The sequence below is a fragment of the Dyella sp. genome (assembly GCF_035508675.1).
Classification (GTDB): domain Bacteria; phylum Pseudomonadota; class Gammaproteobacteria; order Xanthomonadales; family Rhodanobacteraceae; genus Dyella_B.
The window spans coordinates 1-5,085 of the sequence record NZ_DATJMN010000172.1; the positions used below are offsets into that span (position 1 = coordinate 1).

Consider the following 5,085-nt stretch of genomic DNA (forward strand, 5'->3'; position numbering starts at 1 on the left):
AACGTGCGCACATCATTGCGTTGAAGTGCTTGGCCGCGCGCTCCATGTCACCGAGATCCGTCGGAAGCAAATGCGTGAGCAGATAAGTACCCAGTTCCACCAGCGCGATACCCGTCGACTCCAACGGCTCGACAAAACCGCCGGCCAAGCCGATGCCGACGCAGTTGGCGCGCCAATGCTCGGGCCTGTATCCGGTTTCGAATTTGATATGCAGCGGCTCCAGCTGATCGGCGACAGGACCGAGATGCCGTCGTATCACTTCTTCCGCGCGCGTGGCATCCGAATGGCGTGACGAATAGACATATCCCACGCCGCGTCGCTGCTGCAGACCGATATCCCACGTCCAACCCGCTTCCTGCGCGGTGGCGATCGTGCAACACGCAATAGGCGTATCCGGTCGCGGATACGGCACTTGCATCGCAACCGCGCGATCGACGAACAGCACGTCGGTACGACTGCGGAATGGGGATTGCATGGCGCCGCCGATCAAACGGCTGCGCAAGCCAGTGCAATCGACGTAAAGATCAGCCTTCAATTCGCCGACCTCTTGCGTGACCAAGCTTGCTATCGCGCCGCGCTCGTCAAGTTCCACGCGCTCGACGGTCGCTTGATGACGCTTCACGCCAAGCTTCTGTCCATGCTCGGCCAGCACTTCCGCAACGCGTGCGGCATCGAAGTGGTAGGCGTAATTCATGGGGCCTTGATAGTCGGGATCGCTGGCGCGTTTGGGACCGCGCCCGTGCATCACCAGGCGATGTTGCATCGTGACCGCTTCGGCCAACGGCATGCCTGCAGGCGCGCCGCCCAGCAGCCAATAAGGCAGCAATTCCGGAGAACCCGGTCGCTGGCTAGGCAGGCTGAAGGGATGAAAGAAACTGGCCGCGCCTTCGCTGCCCGGAGGTCGCACCCAATGATCGTAGCGAATGCCTTGTTTGAAGGTCGCATTAGCGCCGACAAGGAGACGCCCTTCATCCAGACCAATCGCCGAAAACGTGCCGCGAATGGACGGAAACGTCGCCTCGCCCACGCCTAGCAGACCAATGCCCGGCGCCTCCACCAGCTCTACGCGAATGCCCTCTGATGCCACGGCATTCAAGTGTTTGGCCAGATAGCACGCCACGAGCCAGCCCGCGGCCCCTCCCCCCACCACCAAGATGCTTTGTAACCGTGCCATGACCCCTCCCAGGTTGGTTTGTTGCGACGCGGCAAGCTTCTTTGTCGGAAGCTGCCTATTATTTGCGTATGACAGCGCTGTCATATCGTATCAGCGTTGTCGCATCTGTGGTGTAGCCAATGCCGGGGAGATGGGTTGGCTGCGCTTAAAACAACGCGGATTCATTTGGAGGGGAATGAAATGATGCTTCGCCACTCGGCTATGTACGTCGCACTTGCCGCCGTGCTTGCCACTACCCCTGTGCTTGCCACGGGACAGGACGCGACTCAACAGGCCACAACCGATAAGACCAACGGACCGTCCCAGAAGAAGGTCAAGAACCTGGAGGCCATCCAGGTGACTGCCACCAAGCGTGAAACCCCGCTGCAGAAAACCCCGGTTGCCGTCACGGCGATCACGGCCGACACGCTCGACAAAGAGCGCGTGATGACCGTGCAGGACATCACCAAACTCGTACCGGGCCTGCAAGCCACCAGCGAGGGTGACCATGGCGTTACCACGCTGACGATGCGCGGTATCGGCAACGACAGCGCCAAGACCGAATACGCCGACCCGGAAGTCGCGCTGTTCGTTGACGGTGTCTATGCCCCGCGCGCCGAAACGGCCACAAGCCTGCTGATGGACATGGACAGCGTGCAGGTGCTGCGTGGCCCGCAGGGAACATTGTGGGGCCGCAACTCCACGGCAGGTGCCGTCGATTTTGAGACCGCCAAACCAGATATCGGCGGTGGCTTCTATGGCAACGCGCAAATGTCGCTGGGCAACTACAGCCAGGCCGGCGAAAAGGCTGCGATCAATCTGCCGATCAGCAATACGTTCGCCATGCGTGTAGCGGTTGCACATGAACAACACGATGGCTATGTGAACTATCAAAATCCGGCGAGCGAACTACCTTCCGTCGCTCAACAGGAGGCCACCTATCTCGCCAGTGGTGGCAATCCGGCGAAATTCCAACCGATCAATCAAGCGCTCTACTCCAGCGTTGGCCAGAAGTACAACGCGCAAAATCAGTCTGCGGCTCGCATCAGTGCGTTATGGCAACCCACCGATTCGTTCAAATGGAACCTGTCGTACGAGTATTTCCTCGACCGCGGCACGCCGGACATGAACTTGATGCAAGATCCACGTCCCGGTCAGGATTTCTGGTCCGCATTGATCGACACCGCGCCCTATCTGCATCGCACCTCCAAAACGGTGCGTAGCCGCATGGATTGGCAGATCAACGAGGACATGGCTCTTAGCTACGTTGCCGGTTACAACCGTTTTGCCGGTTCCAGCGATTACGATCAGGATGCCGGCGCGATATTGCCCACCAGCTTCACGACGGGCGGCGTGTATCAAGACGACCGCACCAATTACTCCAACTACTCCAGCTACAGTCACGAGCTTGATCTGAAATCGACCGGACAACACACGCTCGATTGGATTCTCGGTCTTTATTACTCCGCCGAAGACAACAACATCCGCTTCGACATTCCGATCATGAACGGCACGGAGTTGGGCACGGTGAACTGGCAAGGTTCGTTTATCCAGCCGAAGGAAACGGTGCAGTCCGAAGCGGTGTTCGGCCAAACCGTGTGGCATGTTACCGACGCTTTCAATTTGACGGCTGGCGCGCGCTTCTCCGACGACACCAAGAGGAACGAAGGCGGCATCAATTGGGGCTGGGCGTACGATCCGACCGTGCCTCAAGTTCCGATCGCCCCCGGCGTGCAGCCGCAAGATGTCGGCTTCACCGTCTCACAGCATAACGATGCCAAGTATCACAACACCAAAGTCACCTGGCTGGCCCGCGCCGATTACGTCTTCAATCAGAATGCGATGGTATACACGAGCGTGTCGACGGGCTACAAGTCGGGCGGCACGGAAGACGGTGGCACGTTGTACCAGCCCGAAACGCTGACCAACTACGAAATCGGCGCCAAGTTCACGTTCTTCGATGGGCACGTGACCTGGAACAGCGCGGCGTACTATGAGAATTTCAAGAACTTCCAGCTATCGGCACCGATTACGTATCCGAATGGCGATCACGGCCTTGGCTTCTCCAACGTGCAAGGCAGCACCATCGTTGCCGGCTTCGAATCCGAACTGGCTTATCAAGGACATGACGACCGCGCCAACCTGGTGTTCTCGGCTATTCCGAAGAAAACGCTTGGCACGCTGCTCTATGCAGGCAGCAACGATTATGCAGGCCTGCCACCTTGCGCACCGCAGTCCAACCTTGCCACCTGCCTGAACATCACGGGTCACACGTTGCCGCATGCACCGGATGCATCGCTTACCGCCATCTACGAGCATGATTTTCATCTGTCCAACGGTGGCCGGCTGACACCACGCCTCAGCGCTCAGTACCAGAGCATGCAATGGCTGAGTCCGTTGAATCTCGGCTCGGGCGATCAACAAAAAGCCTACGTTCGCAGCGATGTCTCGTTGCGTTACACCGAACCGCAAGATCGTTGGTGGGTGAATGCCTATGTGCAAAACCTTAGCGACGACAAGGTGCGCACGAATGCCATGCGATTCCAGGAGGCCGACGGCAGCTTCGTCTATGTTTCCCAATATTTGCCGCCGCGTACGTACGGTGTCGAAGTGGGCGTGTGGTTCTGAGTGGGAAACCTCCCTACCTGCTCAGCTGAGGTGCCCTCGCAAGAGGGCGCCTTTTTTGAAAACGGCTTAATACTGGCGATTCCGACGCTCTAACTCTTGTAAGAACGGAGTGCGAGCGGCATAGTCACTGTGCAACACGGTGATCTTAGGAGAATGCATGGGGGTACGCCTGGAAGATGTCGCACGCGCAGCGGGTGTATCGCCCAAGACCGTGTCGCGCGTGTTGAACGAGGAGTCGTACGTCAAGGACTCCACGCGCCAGCGCGTGCTCGCCGCGATGGAATCGATGAACTATCGGCCGAGCCCTTCGGCCCGTGGATTGGCAGGCAGCCGATCTTTTCTCATCGCCATGCTGTACGACAACAACGACAACCCCGCGTCGACCTACCTTGCCGAAATTCAAGACGGCATACTCGACGCCTGCAACGCAAACCGCTACAGCATGATGGTGTGTCCGTTGCGGATGCGCGGGCAGGATTTCATCCGACGCGTCGACGCATTGATTTCCGATCATCATGTGGACGGCGTCATTCTGACGCCGCCGCTTACCGACTATCCGCCGCTGCTACGGCGCTTGCGGGAGCGTGAAGTGCCTCATGCGAGCGTCTCGCCGCAAAACCGCAATGAGGCGATAGGCGTTTGCATGGATGAAGAACTGGCTGCCAAAGCGCTGGTCACGCATCTGATTGAGCATGGACACAAACGCATTGCGCACGTTCTCGGTATCGCCAACCACGGCGCAAGCCGTTGGCGACTGGCCGGTTACAAGGAAGCCCTGTCGGCCGCGGGCATTCTTTACGATCCGGATTACGTGGTGCAGGGCGAATTCACGTTCGGCTCCGGCGTTGTTGCCGCGCGCAAACTGTTTGCGCTGCCGGAGCTTCCCACCGCCATCTTCGCCGCCAACGACGATATGGCGGCAGGCGTAATGTGGGCAGCCAACGAACGAGGCCTGAAAGTGCCGCGCGATTTGTCGGTCTGCGGTTTCGACGATAACGCGCTGGCCAACCAGCTTTGGCCGCCACTTACAACCGTGAGACAACCCGCCCGCGATATGGGCAAACTTGCCGCCCTGCAACTGTTGGAGCTGCTACGCGGCCGCGGCGAAGGTCTGCTGGTGCAAGTTCCCTATTCGCTTCAACTGCGTGAATCGACAGCAGCGCCGCCCAAAACCGTCGACTGAATCTGCGGATCCATAAAAAAACCTCCCATGCGATCACGGGAGGTTTTTCATGATGCGCTAACTACTCGGGGTCAGTGCTTCTGATTGTAGATGTGACGGCTATTGTGGTTCTCGGAGCGAT

3 protein-coding genes are annotated in these 5,085 nt (G+C 58.7%); 2 read left to right on the forward strand and 1 reads right to left on the reverse strand.

The window, feature by feature from the left end; genetic code table 11:
• On the reverse strand, positions 1-1,174 hold a 1,174-nt coding region (locus VMA74_RS09425), incomplete at its 3' end, for a tryptophan halogenase family protein (protein WP_325366386.1).
• Between the two features lie 180 nt (positions 1,175-1,354).
• Here VMA74_RS09425 and VMA74_RS09430 point away from each other — a divergent pair.
• On the forward strand, positions 1,355-3,781 hold the full coding sequence (locus VMA74_RS09430; protein ID WP_325366387.1) for a TonB-dependent receptor: 2,427 nt from the start codon (positions 1,355-1,357) through the stop codon (positions 3,779-3,781).
• A gap of 157 nt (positions 3,782-3,938) precedes the next feature.
• On the forward strand, positions 3,939-4,964 hold the full coding sequence (locus tag VMA74_RS09435; protein WP_325366389.1) for a LacI family DNA-binding transcriptional regulator: 1,026 nt from the start codon (positions 3,939-3,941) through the stop codon (positions 4,962-4,964).
• Positions 4,965-5,085 lie beyond the last annotated feature (121 nt).

Coding starts and splice junctions, on each gene's coding strand:
- VMA74_RS09430 (WP_325366387.1), top strand. CDS start 1,355: ATGATGCTTCGCCACTCGGCTATGTACGTCGCACTTGCCGCCGTGCTT.
- VMA74_RS09435 (WP_325366389.1), top strand. CDS start 3,939: ATGGGGGTACGCCTGGAAGATGTCGCACGCGCAGCGGGTGTATCGCCC.